Origin of the sequence: Erwinia sorbitola (assembly GCF_009738185.1) — a bacterium.
GTDB lineage: Bacteria > Pseudomonadota > Gammaproteobacteria > Enterobacterales > Enterobacteriaceae > Erwinia > Erwinia sorbitola.
Map to the genome: position 1 here is coordinate 1,948,071 of NZ_CP046509.1, position 25,473 is coordinate 1,973,543.

General features: G+C 55.6%; 23 protein-coding genes. 9 read left to right on the forward strand and 14 right to left on the reverse strand.

All coding sequences use genetic code 11. The features are described 5' to 3' along the window. Positions 1 to 43: 43 nt before the first annotated feature. The gene (locus GN242_RS08725) at positions 44 to 1,513 is read right to left on the reverse strand and encodes an MFS transporter (protein ID WP_156287308.1); all 1,470 of its coding nucleotides are present in this window, start codon (positions 1,511 to 1,513) and stop codon (positions 44 to 46) included. 101 nt (positions 1,514 to 1,614) lie between these two features. Between GN242_RS08725 and GN242_RS08730 the strand changes: the two genes are divergently transcribed. Continuing rightward, a complete protein-coding gene (locus GN242_RS08730) occupies positions 1,615 to 2,517 on the forward strand; it encodes a LysR family transcriptional regulator (protein WP_154751450.1) in 903 nt (300 codons plus the stop codon). A gap of 97 nt (positions 2,518 to 2,614) precedes the next feature. Here GN242_RS08730 and prs read toward each other — a convergent pair whose 3' ends face one another. The 3 genes from prs to lolB form a co-directional block, all read right to left on the reverse strand. Continuing rightward, positions 2,615 to 3,562 (reverse strand): ribose-phosphate diphosphokinase, encoded by a 948-nt coding sequence (gene prs / locus GN242_RS08735; protein WP_085939527.1) that lies wholly within the window; start codon positions 3,560 to 3,562, stop codon positions 2,615 to 2,617. Positions 3,563 to 3,817: 255 nt separating this feature from the next. Further along, the gene (ispE, locus tag GN242_RS08740; protein ID WP_154751448.1) at positions 3,818 to 4,681 is read right to left on the reverse strand and encodes a 4-(cytidine 5'-diphospho)-2-C-methyl-D-erythritol kinase; all 864 of its coding nucleotides are present in this window, start codon (positions 4,679 to 4,681) and stop codon (positions 3,818 to 3,820) included. Beyond that, entirely contained in the window at positions 4,678 to 5,304 is a 627-nt protein-coding gene (gene lolB, locus GN242_RS08745) for a lipoprotein insertase outer membrane protein LolB (protein ID WP_154751447.1), read from the reverse strand. Before lolB ends, ispE begins: the two co-directional genes overlap by 4 nt. 213 nt (positions 5,305 to 5,517) lie before the next feature. On the opposite strand from lolB, the gene hemA reads away from it, so the two are divergent. From hemA to GN242_RS08780, 7 genes are all read left to right on the forward strand, one after another. Further along, entirely contained in the window at positions 5,518 to 6,774 is a 1,257-nt protein-coding gene (hemA, locus tag GN242_RS08750; protein WP_154751446.1) for a glutamyl-tRNA reductase, read from the forward strand. 38 nt (positions 6,775 to 6,812) lie between these two features. Beyond that, the gene (gene prfA, locus GN242_RS08755; RefSeq protein WP_154751445.1) at positions 6,813 to 7,895 is read left to right on the forward strand and encodes a peptide chain release factor 1; all 1,083 of its coding nucleotides are present in this window, start codon (positions 6,813 to 6,815) and stop codon (positions 7,893 to 7,895) included. Continuing rightward, positions 7,895 to 8,728, forward strand: coding sequence for a peptide chain release factor N(5)-glutamine methyltransferase (gene prmC, locus GN242_RS08760; RefSeq protein WP_156287309.1), 834 nt, complete (start codon positions 7,895 to 7,897; stop codon positions 8,726 to 8,728). Before prfA ends, prmC begins: the two co-directional genes overlap by 1 nt. 12 nt (positions 8,729 to 8,740) lie before the next feature. Beyond that, positions 8,741 to 9,139 (forward strand): SirB2 family protein, encoded by a 399-nt coding sequence (locus tag GN242_RS08765; RefSeq protein WP_154751443.1) that lies wholly within the window; start codon positions 8,741 to 8,743, stop codon positions 9,137 to 9,139. Beyond that, positions 9,136 to 9,945: an invasion regulator SirB1 gene (gene sirB1 / locus GN242_RS08770; RefSeq protein WP_154751442.1), complete on the forward strand. Its 810-nt coding sequence runs from the start codon at positions 9,136 to 9,138 to the stop codon at positions 9,943 to 9,945. Before GN242_RS08765 ends, sirB1 begins: the two co-directional genes overlap by 4 nt. Before the next feature lie 28 nt (positions 9,946 to 9,973). Beyond that, positions 9,974 to 10,828, forward strand: a complete 855-nt coding sequence (kdsA, locus tag GN242_RS08775; RefSeq protein WP_154751441.1) for a 3-deoxy-8-phosphooctulonate synthase — start codon at positions 9,974 to 9,976, stop codon at positions 10,826 to 10,828. A gap of 109 nt (positions 10,829 to 10,937) precedes the next feature. Continuing rightward, a complete protein-coding gene (locus GN242_RS08780; protein ID WP_154751440.1) occupies positions 10,938 to 11,357 on the forward strand; it encodes an META domain-containing protein in 420 nt (139 codons plus the stop codon). Positions 11,358 to 12,044: 687 nt separating this feature from the next. On the opposite strand, the gene chaA is transcribed toward GN242_RS08780, so the two are convergent. The 6 genes from chaA to cscK all read right to left on the reverse strand — a co-directional run bounded on the left by chaA (position 12,045) and on the right by cscK (position 20,028). Then, a complete protein-coding gene (chaA, locus tag GN242_RS08785) occupies positions 12,045 to 13,136 on the reverse strand; it encodes a sodium-potassium/proton antiporter ChaA (protein ID WP_154751439.1) in 1,092 nt (363 codons plus the stop codon). A 421-nt stretch (positions 13,137 to 13,557) separates the two neighbouring features. Further along, the gene (locus tag GN242_RS08790; protein WP_156287310.1) at positions 13,558 to 14,580 is read right to left on the reverse strand and encodes a LacI family DNA-binding transcriptional regulator; all 1,023 of its coding nucleotides are present in this window, start codon (positions 14,578 to 14,580) and stop codon (positions 13,558 to 13,560) included. 28 nt (positions 14,581 to 14,608) lie between these two features. Further along, positions 14,609 to 16,018, reverse strand: coding sequence for a sucrose-6-phosphate hydrolase (locus GN242_RS08795; RefSeq protein ID WP_154751438.1), 1,410 nt, complete (start codon positions 16,016 to 16,018; stop codon positions 14,609 to 14,611). Continuing rightward, positions 16,015 to 17,388: a sucrose-specific PTS transporter subunit IIBC gene (locus tag GN242_RS08800; RefSeq protein WP_154751828.1), complete on the reverse strand. Its 1,374-nt coding sequence runs from the start codon at positions 17,386 to 17,388 to the stop codon at positions 16,015 to 16,017. The genes GN242_RS08795 and GN242_RS08800 overlap by 4 nt, the downstream gene beginning before the upstream one ends. 33 nt (positions 17,389 to 17,421) lie before the next feature. Continuing rightward, positions 17,422 to 18,960, reverse strand: a complete 1,539-nt coding sequence (locus GN242_RS08805) for a carbohydrate porin (RefSeq protein ID WP_154751437.1) — start codon at positions 18,958 to 18,960, stop codon at positions 17,422 to 17,424. A 147-nt stretch (positions 18,961 to 19,107) separates the two neighbouring features. Then, positions 19,108 to 20,028 (reverse strand): fructokinase, encoded by a 921-nt coding sequence (gene cscK, locus GN242_RS08810; RefSeq protein WP_154751436.1) that lies wholly within the window; start codon positions 20,026 to 20,028, stop codon positions 19,108 to 19,110. A gap of 292 nt (positions 20,029 to 20,320) precedes the next feature. On the opposite strand from cscK, the gene GN242_RS08815 reads away from it, so the two are divergent. Beyond that, positions 20,321 to 20,998 carry a gamma-glutamylcyclotransferase gene (locus GN242_RS08815; protein ID WP_154751435.1) on the forward strand — a complete coding sequence of 226 codons (678 nt, stop codon included), beginning with the start codon at positions 20,321 to 20,323 and terminating at the stop codon, positions 20,996 to 20,998. A gap of 106 nt (positions 20,999 to 21,104) precedes the next feature. Here GN242_RS08815 and GN242_RS08820 read toward each other — a convergent pair whose 3' ends face one another. From GN242_RS08820 to tagH, 4 genes are read right to left on the reverse strand one after another with little or no spacing between them, the layout of a single operon-like run. After that, positions 21,105 to 22,520 (reverse strand): serine/threonine protein kinase, encoded by a 1,416-nt coding sequence (locus tag GN242_RS08820; RefSeq protein WP_154751434.1) that lies wholly within the window; start codon positions 22,518 to 22,520, stop codon positions 21,105 to 21,107. Between the two features lie 33 nt (positions 22,521 to 22,553). After that, positions 22,554 to 23,504, reverse strand: coding sequence for a hypothetical protein (locus tag GN242_RS08825; protein ID WP_154751433.1), 951 nt, complete (start codon positions 23,502 to 23,504; stop codon positions 22,554 to 22,556). Between the two features lie 14 nt (positions 23,505 to 23,518). Continuing rightward, entirely contained in the window at positions 23,519 to 24,295 is a 777-nt protein-coding gene (locus GN242_RS08830) for a PP2C family protein-serine/threonine phosphatase (protein ID WP_154751432.1), read from the reverse strand. Then, positions 24,292 to 25,467: a type VI secretion system-associated FHA domain protein TagH gene (gene tagH / locus GN242_RS08835; RefSeq protein WP_154751431.1), complete on the reverse strand. Its 1,176-nt coding sequence runs from the start codon at positions 25,465 to 25,467 to the stop codon at positions 24,292 to 24,294. Before tagH ends, GN242_RS08830 begins: the two co-directional genes overlap by 4 nt. Between the last annotated feature and the right edge of the window lie 6 nt (positions 25,468 to 25,473).

Below are 25,473 nucleotides of genomic sequence, written 5' to 3' on the forward strand. Positions count from 1 at the left end.
AAATACTCTCCAAAAGGGGAGCTGAACCGTTCCGCGAAAATAATTAATCTTTTGCCGGCAAACCGGACGCCCGTTTCGGGAGCAGACAGCGCCATATAGCGATGGCACACAGCAGCGTGATGGTCATCAGTACCAGCAGTAGCTGTTGAAATGCCTGTTCTGCCAGGGGCAACAGATGGGGGCCGGAGAGGTGATAACTTGCCAGCTGGCGGGCACTTTCTGGTGCTTCACCTTGAGTATTAAGCTGGTTTACCAGCAGCTGACTGAAGAGTGTACTGACGCTGGCCAGCGCCACGCCTTCTCCCGCAACGCGTACCGTACTGAAAATACCTGTCGCCATTCCGGCACGCTGCGGCGGTACTACGCTGACGGATAGATTATCCATTAACCCCCATGGCAGACCGCTGCCGCTGCCAATCATCACCATCGCCAACAGTGTGACTGGCAACGAGCTTTGTGGAGTTACCACACTCAACAGCCCAATTCCGGCGGCGGCCAGCAGCAGGCCTGCACAGCTGATGCTGCCCGGATGAAAGCGCCGCGTCAGGGATACTGCAACTGATGGAACAATCAGCATCGGTAGTGAAATAGCCAGCATTAACAGGCCGGTGGTCAGCGCGTCATAGCCATAAAAACCCATAAAACGTAGCGGCAGTACCACCAGCAACACCACAAAGCAGTAGCAGGTCGCTACCGGCAGCAGCTGTACGCCTACAAAACGGCCATACCTGAACAGGCTGAGGTCGAGCATGGGGTGGGGGCTGCGGCGCTCAATCCAGACGAACAGCAGCGCCGTTACCAGCGATGCGGTGAGTAGTGATGTCGACAGCAGACTACTGCCACTGTCGGCCACTTCGAGCATTCCCCAGGTAAACAGCGTCAGCATGATACTGAAGCTGAAAATCCCCGCCCAGTCCAGCGCCTGAGCATCGGGGTTGCGTGATTCAGGCAGAGTGCGGATACCAATCACTAACGCCAGCACGCCGAACAGTGCGCAGCAGAGAAATACGCTGTGCCATCCTGCTACGGCCATCAGCATACCGGCAATCACCGGCCCCGCAGCGAGGCCCACACCAAAGCTGGTTCCCAGCAGGCTGAATGCACGCGCCCGTTCGCTGCCGTCAAATGCATTTGCCAGCGCCGCGCCTCCTCCGGCCAGCGCAGCGGCGGCGGCAGCTCCCTGTAAGGCGCGCACCACGTCCAGCCATACCACGGAGGGTACCCAGCCGGTCAGCAGCGACAGCAGCGTAAATACGCTCACTCCGCTGATAAACAGGCGTTTACGTCCATAGCGATCCGCCAGGGAGCCAGCTGCCATCAGCAGACTGCCGAAACTGAGCAGGAAGGCGTTGGTGATCCAGCTCAAAGCCAGCGGAGATCCCCCGGGTTGCAGGGCAATGGCCGGGGTAGCGATCACTCCGGCTGAAAAACTCAGGGGCAGCATCAGCGCTGCGCTGCACACCGCGAAGATGCTCCAGCGGCTGCTGTTGGCAGTCAGTGTCAGGGTACTCATGGTTAACTCTCCGCTTCCTTCCAGTAAAAAAGCAGGATAAATTGGCTTTCGTTGGCGATAAACAGGCCATGTGTACGCAGATAAAGGACAAAAAGTCTCGAATGAGTAGCGTAGAGAGTTTAAGCGGGTTAAATGCGTTTGTGAAAGCGGCACAGCTTGGCAGCTTTGTTGCGGCCGCAGATCGGCTTGGCGTATCGGCATCGGCTATCGGTAAAAGCGTGGCGCGGCTGGAGGCCAGCCTCGGCGTCAGCCTCTTGAATCGCAGTACGCGCAGCCTGAGTCTGACCGAAGAGGGCCTGCTATTTTTTGAACGCAGCCAGCGCATTGTGGCAGAGCTGGAAGAGGCAGAAGAGGAGCTTTCGAGGCTGATGGCCGCGCCTCGCGGGCGACTGCGTCTGAGTTTTCCGGCGATTGGTTACCGGCTGCTGCTGCCGCTGCTGCCAGGGTTTACCGCCCGTTACCCGGAGATTGAGCTGGATCTGGATTTTAACGATCGGCTGGTCGATGTGATCGGTGAAGGGTATGACGCAGTGCTGCGCAGCGGCGAATTTGCCGATTCACGGTTGAAAGCGCGCAGGATGGGGGGATTTCGCTTCCGTATCGTGGGCGCAACGGGCTATTTCCGGCAGCATGGTATTCCGCAAACACCCGCCGATCTCGCGCAGCACGCCTGCCTGCTCTATCGTTTTTCCGGAAGTGGCCAGATCCAGCCATGGCAGTTTGACACCAGCCATCAGGCACGTCCGCTCTCCCTGACCGGGCCGCTGGTGTTTAACAATCTGGAAGCGCAGATTTCTGCCGCACGTCGCGGACTTGGGGTGATCTACGTGCCTGATTTTGCCGTAAAGGAGTATCTGGAAAAAGGAGAGTTGCGCAGCGTGCTGGATGAGCAAATCAGTGCGGGAGGGCAATTTTCACTGCTGTGGCCGGGAAACCGGCATCTGTTACCCAAACTACGGGTATTGATCGATTATCTGGCAGAGCATATTGAACTGAGCAAATAAAAAGGGACAGGTATCAGCCTGTCCCTTTTCTGCGGGTTAGCGGGAAAATCATCGATGCCTGGGTGCAGGCAACGATTGTTCTCCAGTCAGGCCCGGATTAGTGCTCAAACATCGCAGAAATAGATTCTTCGTTGCTGATGCGACGGATCGCTTCAGCCAGCATGCCTGACAGGGTCAGGGTACGCACGTTTGGCAGCGCTTTAATTTCTTCCGGCAGTGGAATGGTATCGCACACTACCACCTCATCAATCACCGAGTTACGCAGGTTTTCGACCGCGTTGCCGGAGAAGATAGGGTGAGTAGCGTAGGCAAATACGCGTTTAGCTCCACGTTCTTTCAGCGCTTCCGCTGCTTTACACAGAGTGCCACCGGTATCGATCATATCATCGACCAGCACGCAGTCACGGCCAGCAACATCACCGATGATATGCATCACCTGAGAGACGTTGGCACGCGGGCGGCGCTTGTCGATAATGGCCATATCGGTGTCGTTCAGCAGTTTAGCAATAGCTCGTGCGCGAACTACACCACCAATGTCCGGGGAGACCACAATCGGGTTTACCAGGCCAATTTGCAGCATATCTTCAAGCAGAATCGGGCTACCAAATACGTTATCAACCGGGACGTCAAAGAAGCCCTGAATCTGTTCAGCATGCAGATCCACAGTCAGAACGCGGTCAACACCAACGCTGGAGAGAAAATCGGCAACGACTTTAGCTGTGATCGGCACACGGGCAGAGCGCACACGGCGATCCTGGCGAGCATAGCCAAAGTAAGGGATAACCGCAGTAATACGACCAGCGGAAGCGCGACGCAGGGCGTCAACCATAACAACCAGTTCCATCAGGTTATCATTGGTCGGGGCACAGGTGGACTGGATGATGAAAATATCACCACCGCGTACATTTTCGTTAATTTGTACGCTCACTTCACCATCGCTGAAACGACCGACGGCGGCGTCGCCCAGGCTGGTGTAAAGGCGGTTGGCAATACGTTGTGCTAGTTCCGGGGTGGCGTTACCAGCAAAAAGCTTCATATCAGGCACGAGAAGAACCTCAGGCTTTGCGTCCAGAGAATGAAATACCATAAGTCGCACTGGGCGGTATACGACCTACGTTTTCATACGGGTGTTTTGACCCAGCGATCTTGATGCTACAGCAGGCATTGGCAGCATGTAGTTGCCTCATTCACTTATCGGGTAAGTTTCCGAGACTCCTCCACTTGCCGCTTTGCTACAACACAATAACGCGGGCTAAATCAGAGCAGTAGTGCAGTATCTGGAACAGGTGACACTGTCACATCAACTCAATTGCTCGGAAAGTGTCCGGTGCAGCGGCGAAACGTTAACGCCTCGCGCAACAAACCCCTGCAACTCTTTCGGAGCCAGCTCAAGCACCTGACGCGCGGCATGCTCAGTGTCGAATTCGGCAAACACACAAGCACCCGTTCCAGTCAGGCGCGACGGCGCGTATTCTAGCAGCCAGGAAACAAGCTGTTCAACCTCGCGAAAACGATTTCTTACTGCTGCTTCACAATCATTGCGGAATTCGGCCTCTAATAAGGCGCTGATTTCACGTTTTGCGGTGTTTCTGGTCAATTGAGGATCGTTAAACACTAACGGCGTGGGGATGCTGACGCCGGGATGCATCACCAGATACCACTTTTCTGCCGGATAAACCGGCGTCAGCTGTTCGCCAACGCCCTCTGCAAAGGCGGAAAAACCGTGCACAAAAACGGGAACATCAGCACCCAGGCGCAGCCCAAGTGCTGCCAGCTGCTCAAAACTGAAGCCGGTTTGCCATAAATAATTGAGTGCCACCAGCACGGTGGCCGCATTGGAAGAGCCTCCGCCCAGCCCGCCACCCATCGGTAAACGCTTCTCTACCGCCAGGGTAGCGCCAGCATTATCGGGCAGAACGCCCTGCGCGAATGCCTGGTCGCGCAGCAGCTGTGCCGCCCGCACTATCAGATTCTGCTCATCCGGCACGCCGTCGATTGGGGTCAGCAGGCGCAATTCACCCTCGCTGTTGGCCTCAATTTGCAGCGTGTCACCATAGTCAAGAAACTGAAACAGCGTCTGGAGATCGTGATAACCGTCTGCGCGACGGCCGGTGATATAGAGAAATAAATTCAGTTTTGCCGGGGCAGGCCATATTGAGATCATTTAACTGTCCAGCTATCCATCTTCAGTTTAATTCGCTGGTCGCCTTCACGCAGTTCAAGATTTGACGGCAGCTGTGGGTTCTGCTTGCTGTCGTAACCCTGATAAGTCACCTTCCACTGTTTGCCATCCTGACTGTAATTTACCTCACGCAGGCGGTACTGATCGTCAAGAGTGAAATCGGTGGCATCACCCGGCAGGCCGAGGATCCACTGACGCAGGTTATCCAGCGGAATGCTCATACCAGTAAGCTGAGAGATCATTTTTGCCGCATCGTTGCTGACGTAGCGCTTGCCTTTGTTATCCACGATCTGAGCCACCTGACCCTGCTGGTCAAGCTGCAATTCGGTACTGCCCAGTGGGTTGGTCAGCAGCAGGCGATAGCGATCCGCTGCGGTTTGCTGCCAGTTAAATCGGGCATAGACTTTCTGCCGATCGGAAAGATAGGCAAAAGCACCACGCGTCTGGTACTGGGTGATTTTCTCTACCGCCTGCTGGTGTTCACGCCATTGTGGAGCGGTCGGGCTCTGGCCGGGTGTTTGCGCTGGATTGTTCAGAACACACCCGGTCAGCAGCAGGGCGGCAAGGGGAACAAGCCGCAGCAGGCGGCGATTCGACGATAACATGTTCAGGTAAGCTCCTAAGTACTCAGTTCGCGATCAACCCTTCACGCTAACGAGCTAAAACGGCTGCGTCAATGCTCAAATTGTCTCATTTCATCGTTCAGAGGTATATCTTGTTACAGGGATAGGCGAAGCATGGCTTTTATTGATCTCGCTCATCTTGTAGAATGCGCCTCACAAAACCCTATTAACTGTGGGATCACCCAAACCTGCAACATGACGTTACTGGCTCTCGGCATCAATCATAAAACGGCACCTGTGGCCCTGCGTGAACGTGTAACGTTTTCGCCGGACACGCTACAACAGGCGCTAAATAGCCTGCTGGCGCAGCCGCTGGTACAGGGCGGCGTTGTGCTGTCTACCTGTAACCGGACCGAGTTGTATCTGAGCGTTGAGCAGCAGGAAAACCTGCAAGAGCAGCTGGTTGCATGGTTATGTGATTACCATCAATTAAGTGTAGAAGAGGTGCATAAAAGCCTCTACTGGCACCACGACAATGACGCCGTCAGCCATTTGATGCGCGTTGCCAGCGGGCTGGACTCGCTGGTACTGGGTGAACCTCAAATTCTTGGTCAGGTAAAAAAAGCTTTTGCCGACTCCCAACGCGGCCACTCGCTTTCCAGCGAGCTGGAGCGTATGTTCCAGAAATCATTCTCCGTCGCCAAACGTGTGCGCACCGAAACCGAAATTGGTGCCAATGCGGTATCGGTCGCCTTTGCGGCCTGTACGCTGGCGCGTCAGATCTTCGAATCGCTCTCCACGGTTAACGTGCTGCTGGTAGGAGCGGGTGAAACCATTGAACTGGCTGCCCGCCATCTGCATCAGCATAAGGTGAAGAAGTTGATGATCGCCAACCGCACCCGTGAGCGTGCGCAGGCGCTGGCCGATGAAGTCGGTGCTGAAGTTATCAGTCTGCCGGAAATAGATTTACGTCTTGCAGAAGCCGATATTATTATTAGTTCAACAGCCAGCCCGCTGCCGATTATTGGCAAGGGGATGGTGGAGCGTGCGCTGAAGAAACGCCGCAACCAGCCAATGCTGCTGGTGGATATTGCCGTACCCCGTGACGTAGAGCCGGAAGTGGGCAACCTGCCTAACGCCTATCTCTACAGCGTTGATGACCTGCAGGCGATAATTGAAAGCAATCTGGCCCAGCGCCAGGCAGCGGCCGTGCAGGCTGAAACTATCGTGGTGCAGGAGAGCAGCGAATTTATGTCCTGGCTGCGGGCACAGAGCGCGGTTGAAACTATCCGTGACTATCGCTCACAGGCAGAACAGGTGCGGGCTGAACTGGAAGCACGTGCAATCGCTGCACTGCAACAGGGTGGCAATGCCGAAGAGGTGTTGCGTGACCTGGCCCATAAGCTGACCAACCGTCTGATTCACGCCCCTACCAAATCTCTTCAGCAGGCCGCGCGCGATGGCGATGGCGAACGCCTGCAAATTTTACGCGACAGCCTCGGGCTGGACTAGCGTTTCAAGCCTCTTTTTTACAAGGTAAAAAACTACGAATGAAGCCTTCTATTGTTGCCAAACTGGAAGCCTTGCAGGAGCGCCACGAAGAAGTGGAGGCGATGCTGGGCGATGCCGGAGTTATTGCCGATCAGGATCGTTTTCGTGCACTCTCCCGCGAATATGCCCAGCTAACCGACGTCAGCCAGTGTTTCCGTCAGTGGCAGCAAACCCAGCAAGATATCGAAACCGCTGAATCAATGCTCAGTGATCCTGAAATGCGCGAAATGGCTCAGGAAGAGCTGAAAGAAGCGCGCGCCGCCAGTGAAGTGCTTGAGCAACAGTTGCAGGTGCTGCTGTTACCAAAAGATCCAGACGATGAGCGTAACTGCTATCTGGAAGTGCGTGCCGGTACCGGCGGTGATGAAGCGGCAATTTTCGCGGGCGATCTGTTCCGTATGTATTGCCGTTATGCCGAGTCCAAACGCTGGAAAGTGGAAGTGATGAGCGCCAACGAAGGCGAGCATGGCGGTTATAAAGAGGTGATCGCCAAAGTGATTGGTGAGGGTGCCTATGGTCGCCTTAAGTTCGAATCCGGTGGTCATCGCGTCCAGCGTGTGCCGGAAACGGAATCTCAGGGCCGTATCCACACCTCAGCGTGCACCGTAGCGGTGATGCCTGAGCTGCCGGAAGCCGAACTGCCGGATATCAATCCATCTGATTTAAAAATCGATACTTTCCGCTCCTCAGGGGCTGGTGGTCAGCACGTTAACACCACCGATTCTGCTATCCGTATTACCCACCTGCCAACCGGCATTGTGGTGGAGTGCCAGGATGAGCGCTCTCAGCATAAGAACAAAGCGAAAGCATTGGGCGTGCTCGGTTCGCGTATCCGCGCGGCAGAAATGGCCCGCCGTCAGCAGGAAGAGTCCTCAACTCGCCGTAACCTGCTCGGCACCGGTGACCGCTCTGACCGTAACCGTACTTATAATTTCCCTCAGGGCCGTGTCACTGACCACCGCATCAACCTGACCGTCTATCGCCTGGATGAAGCGATGGAAGGAAAGCTGGATGCGCTGATTGAGCCAGTGGTGCAGGAGCATCAGGCTGACCAGCTGGCGGCACTCGCCGGGCAGGATTAATGCAGATTCGTGTCTGGCTGCGTCATGCAGTGGCTCAATTGTCAGCCAGCGATAGCCCGAAGCGCGATGCGGAGATTCTGCTGGGTAAGGTGACCGGTAAATCTCGCTCCTGGCTGATTGCCTTCGACGATACCAGGCTTGACGACGCGCAGCTGACCCGGCTTGAAGCGCTGCTGGCGCGGCGTGTCGCCGGGGAACCGGTGGCATATCTGACCGGCGAGCGCGAGTTCTGGTCACTGCCGCTGACGGTATCGCCAGACACGCTGATCCCCCGGCCAGATAGCGAAGTGCTGGTGGAGCAGGCGCTGGCGCGTTTGCCCTCCGCTGGCTGTGCGCTGCTTGATCTTGGCACCGGAACAGGCGCCATTGCGCTGGCGCTGGCCAGTGAGCGAGCGGATTGCCAGATTACCGGGGTAGATCGTATTCCGGCTGCGGTGGCTCTGGCGCAGCACAATGCCAGCAAGCTGGCGCTGACCAACGCCCGGTTTCTCCACAGCGACTGGTTCTCCGCGCTTGCCGGGCAGCAGTTCGCGCTGATTGTCAGCAATCCTCCCTATATTGATGCTGACGACCACCATCTGTCAGAGGGGGACGTGCGTTTTGAACCCGCCAGCGCGCTGGTGGCGGACGATCACGGGCTGGCGGATATCAAGATTATTGCCGCCGAAGCAGGGCGCTATTTGCTTAAAGACGGCTGGCTGCTGCTGGAGCACGGCTGGCAGCAGGGCGAACAAGTCCGGCAAATTTTGCGCGAGAACAGCTTCCATGCCGTGGAAACCTGTCAGGATTACGGCGGCAATGACCGCGTAACAGTCGGGCAAATAAAAGGATAAAAAGGAACATTTATGGCTGCCTGGTACCTCCCGCTTAAATATTTTCATCTGTTGACCGTAACTATCACCGCACTGATGTTCATGCTGCGTTTTTACTGGTTCCAGACCCACTCTCCAATGCTGCAACGTCGCTGGGTGCGCATTGTGCCGCATCTGAATGATACGCTGCTGCTGCTGTCGGGCGTGTTACTGGTGGCGATAACTCACTTTTATCCGTTTACTCCGCAAGGCAACTGGCTGACTGAGAAGCTGTTTGGCGTTATCATCTATATTGCGCTGGGCTTTATTGCCCTCGGACGCCGTCCGCGTGCGCAAAAAGTGCGCTGGTTTGCGTTCTTAGTGGCGTTGATCGCCCTTGTGGTCATAGTGAAACTCGCCACAACTAAAATGCCACTGCTGGGGTTTGTATGACGTCTATAGCTGATTTTGATTTTACCGCAGCGCCGCTCAGTGAGGCGGTGATTGCTGCGTCGCTGGCTATTCGCAGCGACTTTCCGGCTGAAGATGTCAGAGCGCGCTTATCGGCGCTGGTTGCCGAAGCTCGGGCTGAAATTCCTTCAGAACTTGCCGCCGATTTACAGGTTGAGCAGTTGATCGAACTTTTCTGGGGTCGCTGGGGTTTCGGCGGCGCGAGTGGTGTTTACCGGCTCTCTGATACTCTGTGGCTGGATAATGTATTACGTACCCATCAGGGTACAGCGGTGTCGCTCGGGGTGATTTTTCTCCATATTGCCGACCAGCTTGACCTGCCGGTGCTGCCGGTGATCTTCCCGACGCAGCTGATTCTGCGGGCGGACTGGATCGATGAGAATATGTGGCTGATCAATCCGTTTGACGGCGAAACGCTGGACGAACATCAGCTGGAAGTGTGGCTCCAGGGCAATATCGGCCCGTGGACTGAACTGTATGAGGATGATCTTCAGGAAGCCGAGCCGCTGATGGTGTTGCGCAAAATGCTCGACACCCTGAAATCTGCACTGATGGAAGAGAAGCAGATGGAGATGGCGCTGCACGTCAGCCAGGTGCTGGTGCAGATGGATCCGGAAGACCCGTATGAAATACGCGATCGCGGTCTGATTTTTGCTCAGTTAGAGTGTGAACATGTGGCCCTCAATGATTTAACCTACTTTGTTGAACAGTGCCCGGAAGACCCGATTAGCGAGATGATTAAAGTTCAGATCCACTCGATTGAACAGAAACAGATTACCCTTCACTAATTGAAGTGAACTCTATAAAGGCGAAGACATGAAACAAAAAGTGGTTAACATTGGTGATATCAAGGTCGCTAACGATCTGCCGTTCGTCCTGTTTGGTGGTATGAATGTGCTGGAATCGCGCGATTTGGCGATGCGCATCTGTGAGCACTACGTCACTGTGACCCAGAAACTGGGTATTCCATATGTGTTCAAAGCTTCTTTCGATAAAGCCAACCGCTCTTCTATTCATTCCTACCGTGGCCCAGGCCTGGAAGAGGGCATGAAAATCTTCCAGGAGATCAAACAGGCTTTCGGCGTGAAAATCATCACCGACGTTCACGAAGCCAGCCAGGCGCAGACCGTTGCCGACGTGGTGGATGTGATTCAGTTACCGGCTTTCCTGGCGCGTCAGACCGATCTGGTTGAAGCGATGGCGAAAACCGGCGCAGTGATCAACGTGAAGAAGCCTCAGTTCGTCAGCCCGGGTCAGATGGGCAATATCGTTGATAAATTCGCTGAAGGCGGCAATGACAAAGTGATCCTGTGCGATCGCGGTGCTAACTTCGGTTATGACAACCTGGTGGTGGACATGCTGGGCTTCAACGTGATGAAGCAGGTTTCTAACGGCAGCCCGGTGATTTTCGACGTGACCCATGCCTTGCAGTGCCGCGACCCAATGGGCAGCGCTTCAAGCGGACGCCGTGCACAGGTTTCCGAACTGGCGCGCGCCGGTATGGCGGTAGGTATTGCTGGCCTGTTTATTGAAGCGCATCCGGATCCGGCTAACGCTAAGTGCGACGGCCCTTCAGCGCTGCCGCTGGATAAGCTGGAGCCGTTCCTGGTTCAGATGAAAGCGATTGATGATTTGGTTAAAAGCTTCCCTGAACTGGATACCAGCAACTAAGTTGGTACTATCTCAATACGGGCCAGGAAACTGGCTCGTTTTTTTTGTGCAGTACCCTCAGAACCCCTGTTTTATTACCTACAATGGAAAGTAAATTAAAGGAGTCTTTATGAAAAAAACGATGTTGCTACTACTTGGCGCGATGGCGCTGACCGGCTGTAGTAATGCCAGCCAGACGGGTAACCAGCCCGATGCCGGGAAGTTAGCGAATCGCTTATTTGCGCTCACTTCTGTTGATGGTCAGGCTGTAACGCCGCGCGAAGGGATGAAGCCCGGCATCAGCTTTGGTGAGAATCTGAAGGTGAGCGGTGTGATGTGTAATCGTTTCTTCGGCCAGGGCAAGCTGGAGCAGGGGCGACTGTTTGTGCCGCAGCTGGCTTCAACCCGGATGATGTGCAGCGATGCGCAGCTTAATCAGTGGGAGCAGACGCTATCGGCCGTGCTGGTTCAGGGAGCTGAGGTGAAGCTGACTGAACAGACGCTGACCTTAACGGGAAGCGGTCACACCCTGGTGTATCAGGCGCATTAACCAGTGGCGAATATACCGCTGGCTGTTGTAGGGGGCAGGCATGCCTGACCCGGGGACGAGGCGAACCTCGCTTCTGCCATAAACCAGTGGCGAATAAACCGCTGGCTGTTGTAGGGGTCAGGCATGCCTGACCCGGGGCGAGACGAACCTCGCTTCTGCCATAAACCAGTGGCGAATATACCGCTGGCTGTTGTAGGGGGCAGGCATGCCTGACCCGGGGACGAGGCGAACCTCGCTTCTGCCATAAACCAGTAGCGAATATACCGCTGGCTGTTGTAGGGGTCAGGCATGCCTGACCCGGGGCGAGACGAACCTCGCTTCTGCCATAAACCAGTGGCGAATATACCGCTGGCTGTTGTAGGGGCAGCATGCCTGACCCGGGGACGAGGCGAACCTCGCTTCTGCCATAAACCAGTAGCGAATATACCGCTGGCTGTTGTAGGGGTCAGGCATGCCTGACCCGGGGCGAGACGAACCTCGCTTCTGCCATAAACCAGTGGCGAATATACCGCTGGCTGTTGTAGGGGTCAGGCATGCCTGACCCGGGGACGAGGCGAACCTCGCTTCTGCCATAAGCCAGTGGCGAATATACCGCTGGCTGTTGTAGGGGTCAGGCATGCCTGACCCGGGGCGAGACGAACCTCGCCCCTTCAATACACGCTGATATCGCCGAAAATCTGGCTGCCTTTAAAGCATAATCGTCATCAGATACGCAATAAACAACGCCAGATGCGCCGCACCATTCAATACATTGGTACGCCCGGTTGAAAACGAAATCTGGCACAGCAGCAGTGCGGCGATCATCACTACCATCTGCGGCGGCTCAAGGCCGAAAATCAGCTGCTGGCCCGTCAGTGTCGCGATCAGCGTCACCGCAGGAACCGTCAGAGAGATGGTTGCCAGCACCGAACCAAAGAACAGGTTCATCGCGCGCTGTACCTGGTTTGCCAGCACCGCTTTAATCGCTCCCAGCCCTTCAGGTGACAGGATCAGCAGCGCTATCAGGAAGCCGGTAAACTGTTCCGGTGCCTTAAGTTCTGTCAGCAGTGACCCCAGCGTATTGGCATTCATCTTCGTGACGGCAATCACCGCAACCAGATGTATCACCAGCCACAGAGTATGCCAGGTGCTGGAATGAACGGAGGGTTTGCCATGGTGTGGATCATCGCCTTCATCCTCATGCTCATAGACAAACAGGCTCTGATGGGTTTTGGTCTGAATCAACAGGAAAACCCAGTACATTGCGGCTGAAATTGCGGAAGCCAGCAGCGCCTGTCCAATGGAAAAGTTACCGCCGGGCAGGGCGTTGGGGAACACCAGCACAATGATACCCAGCGGGAAAATAGCGATAAGATACTGTTTGACCCCGGCAAGATTCACATACTGTGTGGCGAATTTACGCCCACCCAGCAGCAGAGCGAAGCCCACCAGACCACAGGTCACAATCATAATGATGGAGTAGAGCGTGTCTCGCATCAGTGCAGGTGCTGCATCACCGGTAGCCATCAGGGCAGAAATCAGGCTGACTTCAAGAATAACGACGGAAAGACTGAGGATCAGTGAGCCGTAAGGTTCGCCCAGGCGATGTGCCAGCACGTCCGCGTGGCGCACCACGCTAAAAGCGCTGCCTAAAATCGCCACCAGAGCTATCAGGTTGATGCCGATGACCAGTGGTATGGAGGCTGTGTTACCCCAAAACCATAAAATGGTCAGGGCCGCGACAGGGAAAATAAGGGAATACTCGGTGTGACGGGTTTTACTGCTCTCGTGCGCACTCATAGGCTGACGCTCCTTATTTATATCCTGTTGACCTGGAGTGGCGGGATCGCCACAGGCCTATTAAACATAGTCTGACAATGTGAAAGACAGGGGCGAAAGTGTAACCTTAGTTACAGATAGTTCTTAATAAATTTACGCGGATTTACGGACAGACAGAGAAAAAGGGATAAGAGGGCTATTTATCGGGGTTATGTCGCTATCTTGATGAATACTCATCAGCTTTATTGTCTCTTTAAGACCTCTAAGATGGGCTTTAAGGATTAAAATCAGCAGGTAACGTATAAAATCACCCGCCTTACTAAAAAATCAGCGGTTATGCTGGTAATTACGGCCTGTATTAAATCAGGGTGGGATGCGGGCTGATTTGCGCTGAAAATTGCACTCAATCGGCAGATAAAGACGGGGCAATTTCCCCGTCGGATCAGGAAATTACCGGCGTGGCACGTCGCCACTTCAAACGCGCCGGCAGCCAGCGCTGCATCATCTCCGGCTTTTGCTCATCGATTAACTGCGTCACCATTTCAAAGCAGTTCCAGGCCAGCAGGCGTTCGTCCTGTGCCACGGTATCAATACGCACGGAGAGTGCATCATAGAGATAGTGGTCATCAAAGCTGCTCAGGTGCATGGGGGTATCCAGCAAATCATGCTGGCTGAGATAGCGTAATACACCCTCTTGCAGTCCGCAGGCCGCACAGAACAACGCCTGCGGCACACGGCCAAGCCTGGCATAAAGTTCGGCGAACATCTCATAACCTGAACTGGCATGATAGTGGCCGTGCATGATCCACTCCGGTTTTACCTCCAGACCTGCCCGCTCAAGCCCAAGGCGGAAGCCTGCCAGACGGTCACGGGTGGGGGAGATACGCGGCTGACCACCGAAGAAGTAAATCTCTTCATAGCCTTCCCGCGCAACGGCTTCCATTAATGTCGCGGTGGGGCCGGTAGCATCGGTAATCACCAGCGGCAGTGAGGATTCACCCAGATGGCGGTCGAACAGCACCACCGGCAGCTGCTGGTTGATTTTCAGATATTCGGTATCATTCAGCATACTTGAGGCAACAATCAGCCCGTCGACCTGGCGCTGAATCAGGTTATTTACCGCCAGCGTTTCCTGACTGGCATTCTCCGCAGTACAGGCAATCAGTAGCTGTAAACCGGCATCACGGCACAGCATCTCAAGTTCATGGGAGAAGCGGGCAAAGCCCTGGTTGGTCATTTCCGGCACCACCAGTCCAAGGGTATGGCTGCGCGCAGAGTTAAGCGCGCGGGCGTGGATGCTGGGTTGATAGTGCTGCTGGCGGGCGATCTCCAGCACACGCTGACGGGTAGCCTCGGCAACGCGCAGTTCCTTTCCGCGACCATTAAGCACCAGGCTGGCGGTGGATTTAGAGACGCCCGCCAGCCGGGCAATATCGTTAATCGTGATACGTTTGTTTTTAGTCACAGTGGCTTAGGTGTGATGGCTCATAGGCTCATTCTATCACGCATTGCTGCAAGCTCCAGTGACTCAGCCCGATCTGCCCAATGCCGTCAAAAGAGACCGTAGGGGTGGACGCCGGGAAATAGCGTGACGACATAACGGCTTCTCCTTCGTTGATAAAGATCTCAATGCTTGAACGGTCGCACAGGATACGCAGCAAGGAGACCTCACCACGCCAGTCACGGTTTTCCGGCTCTCCGCTGCGCAAATTATTACGCAGCAGGGTGACTCCTTCCGGGTGAACCGTTAGCCGTAAGGTATCGGCAAAATTAAGTTCACAGCTGCCGTCGATGCTGAGTTCCAGTTCAGCGCTGTCAATCGCCAGCGTCGGAAGGCTCCGCGCAACGCCTGCAAACCGGCTCTCCTGACCGCGCAGCTGTTGCAGCTCACGGGCAGGGTGCTGGAACAGGCGATCGCCGCGCAGGATGAGCTCACGCGGACAGGTCATGGTATGCATCCAGCCGTTAACCCGGGTGGGTTGATAGAACTCGTCGCCGTCAGGAATGCCCATCCAGCCGATCATCAGGCGGCGGCCATCGTCACTGAGGCAGGTTTGCGGGGCGTAAAACTCAAAACCCAGATCCAGTTCGTGAAATTCACCGTGATCGAACCGGTGGTTTGCGTAATCGAAGGAACCGCAAAAGTAACCGCTCTGGAAAGTGTTACGCCAGCGCCATGTATCGGCCTTCAGCCCCTGCGGACAGACTACCAGCACGCTGCGGCCGTCGAGTTCGAACAGGTCAGGGCACTCCCACATATAGCCGAAGTCACCAAGACCGTTAAGGTGGCTGCCTGCAATCTCACCCAGCGAGATCCACTGATGCAGATCGGGAGAGCTGAACAGCAGCACTTTCCCCTGCAACTCAAGATTCTGTGCCCCCAGAACCATGTACCACAGGCCGTTATGCTGCCACACTTTCGGGTCGCGTACGTGGCCGGTATACCCCTCCGGAAGCGCCAGTACCGGGCCAGATTTATGGAACTCCCCGTGCTCATCGCGGGTGGCGAGGCATTGCCATGCGGTGCGGCTGCCATCGTCAAACTTCACATTGCCGGTGTACAGCAGCGTCATGACGCCCTGGTTATCGACGGCACTCCCTGAATAGCAGCCGTGACTTTCATACGGCTCCGAAGGTGCCAGCGCCAGCGGTTCATGCCGCCAGTTGACCAGATCCTGCGAGCTCCACTGTCCCCAGAACTTGGCTCCGTGAGCACACGCGAGCGGGTTCCACTGGTAGCAGAGCACAAAACGCTGGTTGAAATGGATAAAGCCATTCGGGTCGTTCATTAATCCGACAGGGGGAGCCAGATGCCAGGCCGGACGATGAGGATCGGCTGCCGCACGCTGCTGGCCGGAAAGTACCGCCCGCAGCGCCTGTTTTAACAGATGGGCTTCACTCATGCTTTCACCTCAAATTTGATTTTCAGCAGCAGTGACAGTACAAAAGCCGTACCGAAGGCGATTACCATGCCAATCAGATAGTTAAGCATTGAGCTGGCCTGCACAATCGCCATACCCGGCAGGGCGGTCAGGCCAACGGCCGTCATATTAACATGCATGGTGACTACCCAGGCACCGCCGAGCGCACCGCCTGCCAGTCCGGCGATAAAGGGCTTAATATAGCGCAGGTTAACCCCAAAAATAGCCGCTTCGGTAATACCCAGCATGGCGGAAAACGCCGACGGCAGCACGATGCTGCGCACTTTTATATCGCGGGTTTTAAACCATACCGCGAGGCAGGCCCCTCCCTGTGCCACATTCGCCATTGACCAGATCGGCAACAGGAAATTGACGCCAATCGACGGATTACCCAATAATCCGGCCTCAATGGCATGGAAGCTGTGGTGGATACCGGTGATCACAATCACCGAGTACAGACCGCCGAACAGCAGTCCGGCCAGCCATCCCGCGTGGGCGATGAGCGTACTGAGCACCATAGAGATACCATCGCCGAGCATACGTCCCGCCGGGCCGATAATCAGCAGCGCGATAAAACCGGAGATAATCACCGTCAGGAACGGGGTCAGAATGATATCCAGCGCATCGGGGATCACCCGGCGCAGACGCTTCTCACAGTGGCTCATAAACCACACTGCCAGCAGCACCGGGAATACCGTGCCCTGATAGCCGATCATCGCAATCTCCAGCCCAAAGAAATTCATGGTATGGAAACCGCTGGCGACGCCCCATGCGTTGGTCAGCGCCGGGTGGGTGAGGATCCCGCCGAGAGTGGCACCAAGATAGGGATTACCGCCAAACTCTCGTGCGGCGGTAAAACCAATCAGGATCGGCAGAATGATAAATGCCGCCGAGCTGCACATATCCAGCATAATAAACAGTGCGCTACCGGCATCGACCCAGCCATAGGTTTTCACCATTCCCAGCAGCCCCATCAGCAGGCCTGAGGCAACGATAGCCGGAATAATTGGCACAAAGATATTCGATAGCACCCGTGCAATACGCTGGAATGGATTAAGTTTCTGCGCGGCAATATCAGCCGCTTCGCTCTTGCTGGATTCGTTTATTCCGGCGACCTTCACAAAAGCGGCATGAACTTTATTTACGATGCCGCTGCCAAAAATAATCTGCATCTGCCCGGCGTTGCGGAAGCAGCCTTTCACGCCCTCCAGCGCTTCAATGGCGTCCTTCTGTACTAACTCATCATCGACCATAACCAGACGCAGACGTGTGGCGCAGTGCGCGGCGCTGGCAATATTTTCCCGTCCACCGAGTAACGGCAGCAGTTCCCGGGCTGTTTTTTCAAAATCCATCATGTCACCTTTCTATTTATTGTGATGAGCTGATCAGAACCACGTTTCCATCTGTACACCGAAGTTCCATTCACCGCCGGAGCTGAAGCCGCTGCTGCCAAATGAGTCGTCACTGGCATAGCGATCGAGCGCGCTGTCCCAGTCCATCCAGCTGGCGAAGAGGCGAATTTCCGGACGGGTAAAGAAGTCACCGATATCCGCAACTTTAAAGGTCGGCGCTACGGTCAGCTTCCAGAAACTGCCGGAAACCGCCTGGCGATCTTTATAACCCTGAGGATCGAGATCCATATACTGATAGCTGCCTTCCCAGGCGAGAGCAAAGTTCTGGTTTATCTCCTGAATCAGTCGCGCATTAAGGGTGGCCCAGCGATAGCTATCGCCTGCGGCATAGCGGTCACTGCTGGTTTGCGCCAGTACAGCCGGGGCAAAACTCCATGTTTTGTTCAGCGGGGTGACCCCGTAGCTCGCAAGACGCCAGGTTTCTGCCTGCTGCGTCAGATTGCCGTCAGAACCCACGCCTTTAACCTCAGCCCCCAGTCCACGGCCGTAGAGCAGCGCCGTTTTAGCCGTGCCCTCGCGCAGCCCCCAGAAGCTGTCGTTATGCAGCGCCAGCATGGCATGAACGCCGGTGTCGCCTGCATTATCATTTTCCCGGGCAACATTCAGGCGTTCATCGTTATCTTTAGCCCGCAGGCCGCTGATCATCAGCTGGAAGGGGCCGGCAAAATTATTGCTGGTGACAATGTAGTTTTGAATGGTGTTATCAATGGCTTCAATATCACCGAAGTTACGTCCGTAGATCGAGAAGTTACTCTTTACACCGTCCGCCCACTGTACGTCGTAGATCCCGCCGCCGGTTCCGGCAAGGAACACCACATCGGAGTCCAGCCAGTGAATATCGAAGTTATCGCGGTCAAAACGCTTGCCCGCCCAGAGGGTGCTGTGGTCAAACACCCCTGAAAATTCCGGCAGGTTGCCCAGCTCAACAAAGGCCTGGCGGATATTCAGCTCGCTGGTGCTGCCCGTCCAGTCATTATAATCGCGCTGTCCGTCGGCCAGCATCGCCTTGAAGCGGGTGGTGGCACCGTTAGCCAGCTGCTGTTTATGCTCAAAGTTGAGTTCAACATAGGTATTGTTTTCGTTGCCGAGACGGCCAACGGCACCGCCGGTATCTCCGGCAGGGGTCAGATAGGGACCGCTCTGCGTGCTGGCCGCTGAGTCGTTCATTATCAGACCGGATCGCGCATAGCCATGGAACTCGAAGCCATCGGCAAAATTACCTGCACTGGCGGTCGCCACCGGTGCCGCCGGAGCTGGTAAGTTTACCGCAGCGGATGTTGCAGCTGTTTGCTGCTGCCGTTGCTGTGACTGCGCCTCCAGCCGGACAATCTTCTTCTCCGCTGTTTCTGCGCGGGTTTCGGCATTGGCGGCACGATCTTCGGCTTTTTGCAGGCGCTGCTCCATCGCCATCAGTCGCTCTTCGAGGCTGGTAAGCGTGGGGGCAGCGAAGCTGACAGATGGAGCCGTTAACGCCAGGCCAATGGCTAAGGCAAGAATACGAGGTTTGATCATTTGCACGGTTTCCCAGAGTGATTGTTTTGTTTTTTTGCTAAACCGGTTCGATGCAGAGAGTAAGCGAACAGGATTAGGCGATACAATCACATTTGCTAACCCGGTTTAGGAAGTGTGACCGGGTTGGCAATTTAGAGCGCGAAGGGGTTAAAAAGCGTTGAGATCGGCGGCGTAAGGCAGGGCGGTCATGGCCCCTTTGGCGGTAGTGGCGGCTGCACCGCTGCGCTGCGCCTGCTGCACAGCATGCGGGAGATTTTTCGGCTTCAAAGGATCGGCTTCCGTTGCCAGCGCGGCCAGCAGTCCGGCGACAAAGGCATCGCCTGCACCGGTGGTATCCACCACCTCAACGCGTGGAGCGGCGAAGTGCTGTAATAACTCTGTCTGCCAGAGATAAACCCCCTGACTGCCGCAGGTGATCAGCAGCAGTGACGGCTGATAACGACGGGTGAAACTGTCAACGCCCGCGGGCACATCGCTGCAATCGGTCAACGCATATAGCTCATCTTCAGACAGCTTGATAATATCTGCCAGCGTAAAGGCTTCGGCCAGCGCTGCCGCTAATTGTGCGGGGTCTGACCACAGGTCTTCCCGTAAATTAGGATCGAAGCTGACCCAGCCCCCGGCGGATTTAATCTCACGCATGGCCTGCATCGCTGCACTGCGTGAGGGTTCGGCGCTCAGGGCAATGGAGCACAGATGCAGACCTTCACCGGCGTGGAACGCGGGCAGGCGGTCGGCGCTGAGAAACAGATCGGCCGAGGGGCGAACCATAAAGGTAAACTGGCGCTCTCCCTCTGCATCCAGGCTCACCACTACCGTTGAGGTTCGCTGGCCCGGTGCGCGATACATCCACTCCGTATCCACCTGCTCGTCGTGCAGTGTTTGTTGCAGGAATTCACCGAATGGATCGCTGCCTACGCAGCCGATAAAGGCGCTGCTGCCGCCAAGTCGTGCAATGCCAACGGCCACATTAGCCGGTGCGCCGCCCGGACACTTCAGCAGATGTGTATTTCCCTCAGGCAGCAAGTCCACCACCGCATCGCCCAGTACCCAGATTTTGTTACTCATCGTCATTATCCTGATGTGATTATCTGCCGAAAAGCTAAACTGGTTTAGCAAAAAAATCAAAGTTCTTTTACCTCTGTCGCTGATGACCGGGACGGAAAGGAGTAAAGATTTCTCTCCGGCTGCCGATCAACTTAAGTGAAACTTTTTTTCTTTTGTGATCGCCTTCAAACTTGATTGCGTCCGTGGAAATGCATAAGGTCGTCAATAGCATTCAGTTTTTGCTTAAAACAAGACAGCTCAGGGATGCGGTCAGAACAGCGGAGCGTTAAGCAGTGGTGTGTTGGAGGTGGCAATGTTAACAAGAGATTTTCTATTGCAGGCAGATTGCAAAACGGCCTTCGGTGATATCGAAGAGTCGCTGTTGTGGACCTGCGAACAGCGTGCCGCTTCGCTGGCGGCAACGTTGTCCTGTCGTCCCGATCACAGTCCTGTGTGGATTTTTGGCTACGGCTCCCTGATGTGGAATCCGGTGTTTGAGGCGGATGAAGTCGCTGCTGGAACGCTGCAAGGCTGGCATCGTGCTTTCTGTCTGCGGCTGACCGCCGGGCGCGGTACAGCCAGTCAGCCCGGGCGTATGCTGGCATTGAAAGAGGGCGGCCAGACCACCGGGCTGGCGTTCTGCCTGCCGGAGGCAAAGCTACACGAAGAGCTGGAACTGTTGTGGAAGCGGGAGATGATTACCGGCTGTTATCTGCCTACCTGGTGCGATCTGGTGCTTGACGACGGGCGGACGGTGACTGCGCTGGTATTTGTAATGGATCCGCGCCACGCGCTGTATGAATCTGACTCCTGCCCGAAGACTATCGCACCGCTGATTGCCAAAGCCACCGGGCCGCTTGGTACCAACGCACAGTATCTTTTTTCCCTGGAAACGGAACTGAAGCAGCGGGGCATGCATGACGATTGCCTGAACGATTTAGTACAGCGGGTGCGCGAGCTACAGCAGTGCCATAACGGGCTGGCAGGATAATGCGGTATTTTCGGGTCAGGCGTGCCTGACCCCTGGGATAGATATGAGCAAGACGATGGGTAGGGGCGAGGCATGCCTCGCCCGTCTTACACCCGAGCATTAAACGTTAACGACCCGGATTAATCAGCCAGGTGCCCGCGCGGTCGATCTTCAGCTGCTGCGTATGCACGCCTTTAGCCGTGTGGACTTCAAGATGATAATCTCCCGCCGCCAGATTCAACGAAGCATAGCCGCTGTTATTCGGTTTTACGTCCATCACGCTGCCGTTCAGCAGCAGAGACTCGCCGCTATTTAACTTCAGATAGACCGTGGCCATGGCCGGAGCGCTGGTGGCTGTGGCCTGCGCAGCAGGTGGAGTAACGCCACTGCCAGCCGCAGCCGAGTGCTCAGGCTCAGTTTTATCACCACGGTTCAATCCCCAAACCAGCGCTGCGACTGCGGCCACCGCCAGAGTGCTGAGTAACAGCAGAGGACGTGACAGACGCTTCGCTATCCGTGGTGCCATCACCGGTTCGGTCGTTCCGGCCCCTGGATTAACCGCCAGCGCCACTGGCTCCGGATCGGGCAGCTGAGGCGGCTCTTCCAGAGGAATCGCGACGCTGGTGACCAGCTCTCCCATTTCACTCACTGGCAGATCAATCAGCGCTGCCAGCTCTTCGATGGACTGTGGTCGCTGCTGCGGATCCATTTGCAGTGCCTGGTCAATAGCACGCAGCAAGGGCAGTGAATAGCCTTCCGGACATAATGAACTCAGCGGCTGATAGTGGTCTTCAATGCAGCGAACGACGCTGACCGGCGGCGGATTACCGGTGATCAGCGTATGTAACACCGCGCCAAGCGCATAGATATCAGTCCACGGCCCCTGATCGCTGTCACCCTCTTCACTGTATTGTTCAATTGGCGCGTAGCCGGGTTTCAGCATGATCTCCGTTTCATCGGAGAGGTTACCAATCTCTTTGCGCGCTGAACCAAAATCAAGCAGTACTGGCAGCTGGTTATCCTGGATCTGAATATTATCCAGCGAGATATCACGGTGCAGATAACCGGCCTGATGAATGGTATCGATAGCACCAAACAGCGGCGGTAACAGCTGACGGATCCACGCTTCGTCAATCGTCTCCGGGGCACCCTGCTGCCACTCTTTCAGCGTCATGCCGCTGTAAAACAGCGTACCCATATAGGCGGTGCCGTTCTCTTCCCAAAAGCGCAATACATGCAGCAGGCCAGGATGGTTAAAACGTGCCAGCAGACGCGCTTCCTGGATAAAACTGTTCAGTCCGGCGTTAAACAGGCGCTGATAGCGCTCACCGCGCAGGGTGATAGAGAGATCTTCGCCCCGGCTGGCCAGCGACATTGGCAGATATTCTTTGATGGCAATGGTGCGCTCAAGCAGGTGATCCCATGCGCGATACACAATGCCGAAACCGCCGCCGCCAATCACTTCCTTGATTTCAAATTCATTAAAACGGTAGCCAGCCGGTAGGGCATTGGGTACATTTTTTTGTGGGTCGTTTGCCGTCATAGTGAAACTCTCCTGGCGTCCTGATAAGCGGGGTTAATTAACGGTACGCCAGGCGCCAATCGCCGGGTCGGCGAGGTCGGCGTGCAGGTCATCCACCAACAGCACAGTCACTTTCACACCAGCGTCAATGGTGCCCGACCAGCTTTTACGTGCGGCATCCACCGCCGCTTTTAATGCTGCGCCATCACTGGCCTGTTTTTTGTCCATTTTTACCAGCAGCGTGCCGTCAAAAGACCAGACGTGCAGGTTTGGATTAAATGGCAGCACCAGCCAGCTGTTGGGCGCATCGCTGCGAGCCAGCACCAGACGCTGGTTATTGACCGCCACCACATCCACCGATCCAGGCGTAGGATGAAGATGGGTCAGCGGGTAGCCCTGATAAAAGTTTACCGCCAGCGGTTCGCTGCGGTTGCCCTGTTGCAGGGTCAGTTTACTTGCCCCTTCCAGCCAGCCCTCTGTAGAGCAGGTTAACGACTTATCATCAGGAATAAACAGGGACTGACCGTTGTCATCCCACCAGGTTCGGAAGTGGCAACCGCCGGGCAGGTCGAAATGCTGCAACGGTTCGGCGTTGGCAGGCTGCGACAGGTCGAGCGGCGAGGCATTGCTTGCGGTGGCAGTGGCGGTAGCATCAGCGGTCACAATTGGCCGCCAGCTCTGCTCTTTGGCCGCCGTGCCTGTTGCCAGCACTGTTCCTTTGGTATTCGTCATCTGCCACGGCAGCTCCAGCAGTTTGCCGCACTGGTTTTGCAATAAATTACCCACACGCGGTAAGAAACTGGTCAGCACACCGGACTCGGTGCTTTTACCGGAAACGATGCGCAGGTTCAGCGTCTCCTTGCACCAGGCCGCCGGCGTGTTGCTGCTGACATTATCGATAAACACTTCCAGCTCAAGGCTGGGGGAATAGACCACCCGATAGTCTGCCGCCTGGGCCGTGGTGGCGAACAACAGAGTCAAAGTAGCTGGCAACCAAAATTTCATAGCATTCCTTGGTGTTAATCGCGCGGCGGGAGAAAACGGGCAGAATCCGCCATGGAAAAGAGTAATGTGGTCTCTTGTGGTGAACCAATCCAGACTGCCACGGCGCTCAGGTTATCTTTTTTTTCGCTCTGGTCGATGGCTTTTTGCATCAGCGCCAGCCACTCTGACGGGGAATTAACCATGCGCAGCGCCTGCTCCATCTCGCCGGGTGTGAGATTGCTCCAGAAACCATCGGTACAAATCAGAAACGCGTCGCCATCTTCCAGCGTGATGACATCGCTGTAGCCGTGCGGGTGTGTCACATCCGCACCCAGTGCATTATAGAGTAAGTTGCTGTTAATTCCCGTATTTTCATACCCGGCCGCCAGCAACTGTTGCGCAAGACTGTGGTCACGAGTCACGCTATGTACCACCCCACGGCGAAACAGATATACCCGGCTGTCCCCGGCATGCACCCACCAGGCCCTGAGGCTGTCGCGATCAATAAACAGCGCTGCCAGGGTCGTGCTCATCTTCTGATAATTCGGATTAATCCTCTGCGCATCAAGGATAGCCTGCTCGGTGCGATCGATCAGCGTGGCCGTTTCATGCGGGTGCAGGGGAGCATCGCCGTCAAGCTGGTTCAGCAAAGTATCACGGGCGATCTGTGCAGCCAGTTCGCCACCGGGGGTACCCGCCACGCCATCGCAGACCATAAAGCAGGCGCTGCGATGGCCTAACATTGTGCCGGTGGTGTCCTGGTTGCTCTCTCGTTTACCAATCTGAGTCGTGGCGGAATAGTTAATATTCATGCGTCTTCCGGGCGAATTTGCGAATCTTTGTATTGGTTAACTTCCATGTCATAGGCATGAAGGAACGCTTCGCCAAACAGGGTATGAAAGTCATCCTCGATTTCACCAGAGGTGTTCTGATAGTGGCGCAAAAAATAGTCCCACAGCGCCGCTTTCTTGCTGCTGTTAAGTGCAATACGCGGCACCTGACCATCGCGACGCGCCAGATCTTCCAGCCGCTGCGGATTAAATGATTGCAGCATCGCGGCGATAATCGCACGGATACCGGCAATCATTCCTAACTGATGGGCCTGGAGATCGACAAGGGCATCCCGTACCGCCTGCTCCGGCGGCATAAAGCCGGGCATCTGGCTCTGGTACATCTGCATCAGTACCGTTTTGCCGGAAGGGAGGATTTTAAACGGGTTATTAGCCTCATTGAGGATCATCGTCATTTCTGCTTTAACCCCGCGTTTGAGGATTGAACGCGAGGAGAGTAGCGCCACGGTGCCCTGCGAAAACAGACTGAGCATACGGCCCGTGGTTCGCATCTGATCTTCAGTCAGCGGCGTTTTATCAAGGGTGGTATCCAGACCCATACCTTCCAGCAGGGCGGCCAGCATGCGCTGTTCACGGTTGCCTCCTGCCGCCGGGCCACTTCCGCTGGCGGGGGGATCGTGGCTGACCGGATCGATGCCCAGACGGCCAACGGTCTGACGTGCCGAACGCAGGCTGGCAGCTTCAGCGCTCAACGCCTCGTGCAGTGATGAGGTGAAAGCATCCTGTGCGGCGTGCTGCATTCCGAGGGGATCGTTATCGCTGCCCTGATCGTCAGCAAACAGCGACAGCATATCAACTGACTGTTCAGCCGCAGGGACTTCGCGCTGCGGATCGCTGACATCAATCTGATAAGGGCCAATGGTCAGCGTATCGCCGTGCTCCAGGATGATCTGACTTCCACGCATCAGCGCACGGCCATTATGAATCACCGCGATAACGCTGCCCTGATTAGTAAGACGGCATTCGCCGTTCGCCGCCACATGCACCAGTGCCTGGAGGCGTGAAATGGTTCTGTCGGGATCGGGAAGTACCAGATCGTTATCCACACTGCGGCCAATTGTGCCGCCAGGGGGAACAAAATCACAGGCGATTACCGGAACATCGGCCTGATTCTGTAAAATGGTCAATCGCATGCTTTT